At 42.7% G+C, this 736-nt stretch carries 3 protein-coding genes; all 3 read right to left on the bottom strand.

The window, feature by feature from the left end; translation table 11 throughout:
• On the bottom strand, positions 1-192 hold a 192-nt coding region (locus TW85_RS26555), incomplete at its 3' end, for a hypothetical protein (protein WP_046019834.1).
• On the bottom strand, positions 192-404 hold the full coding sequence (locus TW85_RS24865; protein WP_046019833.1) for a hypothetical protein: 213 nt from the start codon (positions 402-404) through the stop codon (positions 192-194). The genes TW85_RS24865 and TW85_RS26555, both read right to left, overlap by 1 nt.
• A 10-nt stretch (positions 405-414) precedes the next feature.
• The coding region (locus TW85_RS24860) for a DUF3164 family protein (protein ID WP_046019832.1) at positions 415-736 on the bottom strand (322 nt) is incomplete at its 5' end.

The following is a 736-nucleotide window of genomic DNA, read 5'->3' as shown; positions in this document are numbered from 1 at the left end:
TACCCAGACCCCAAAGAGGAATTTCCCCAGTTCTGATTCATTTTCAATAAACTCGAACAACTGAACTGGGAGAGGCTCTTTAGTGACTATTTGCACGCCATTTTTGTTTGCTTGGGCTTTAATTACAGTTACGTCATAAGCGAGCAGCAGCTTAGAAACGCCTGCTGCATGCGCTAAATGAAAGTAGACCATTAGGCCCGACCACCGTGTTCTAATTCCAAGCAGCACCCCACACCTTTTACAAATGAAGCCGCTTTTGTACTACCTTGAACACCGCTTAATTCAATAGCTGCTCTAGACACTAATTTCTCTAAATAACGCTCATAATCACGAATCGAAAAAGGACAAACCAAAACAGATTCAACAGCTAATTCGATAGGATCTTTTGGGTTACTTTTCGCCACGTTGCACCTCCTACAAAGCTGAGATATCAAGTGGAATTGCAGCATACTGATTTGTGTTTTCGACGCGTTCATAAAAGCGAACATAAACCGCAGTACCGACAGACTTTAAAGCGTCTCTTAACGCTTCCATTGCCCGGTTCCATTCTTCGTCTTCGATGTTTAAACGCATCAAATCAAGAATTTTTCCAGTCTTAATTTCGTCTTTATTATTCGTTCGAAATGCTTGACCAACGACCGCCTTAATGTTGCCGTTTGCACCTTCACTCCAGCGTGATAAACACGAGTCAATTAACGCCTTAGCCGCTTCAATTTCTTCGGTGAAAGCAACCACC

The organism is Marinomonas sp. S3726, from assembly GCF_000967665.1.
In the GTDB taxonomy this organism is placed as follows: Bacteria; Pseudomonadota; Gammaproteobacteria; order Pseudomonadales; family Marinomonadaceae; genus Marinomonas.
This window is presented reverse-complemented; position numbering and strand designations above follow the sequence as displayed.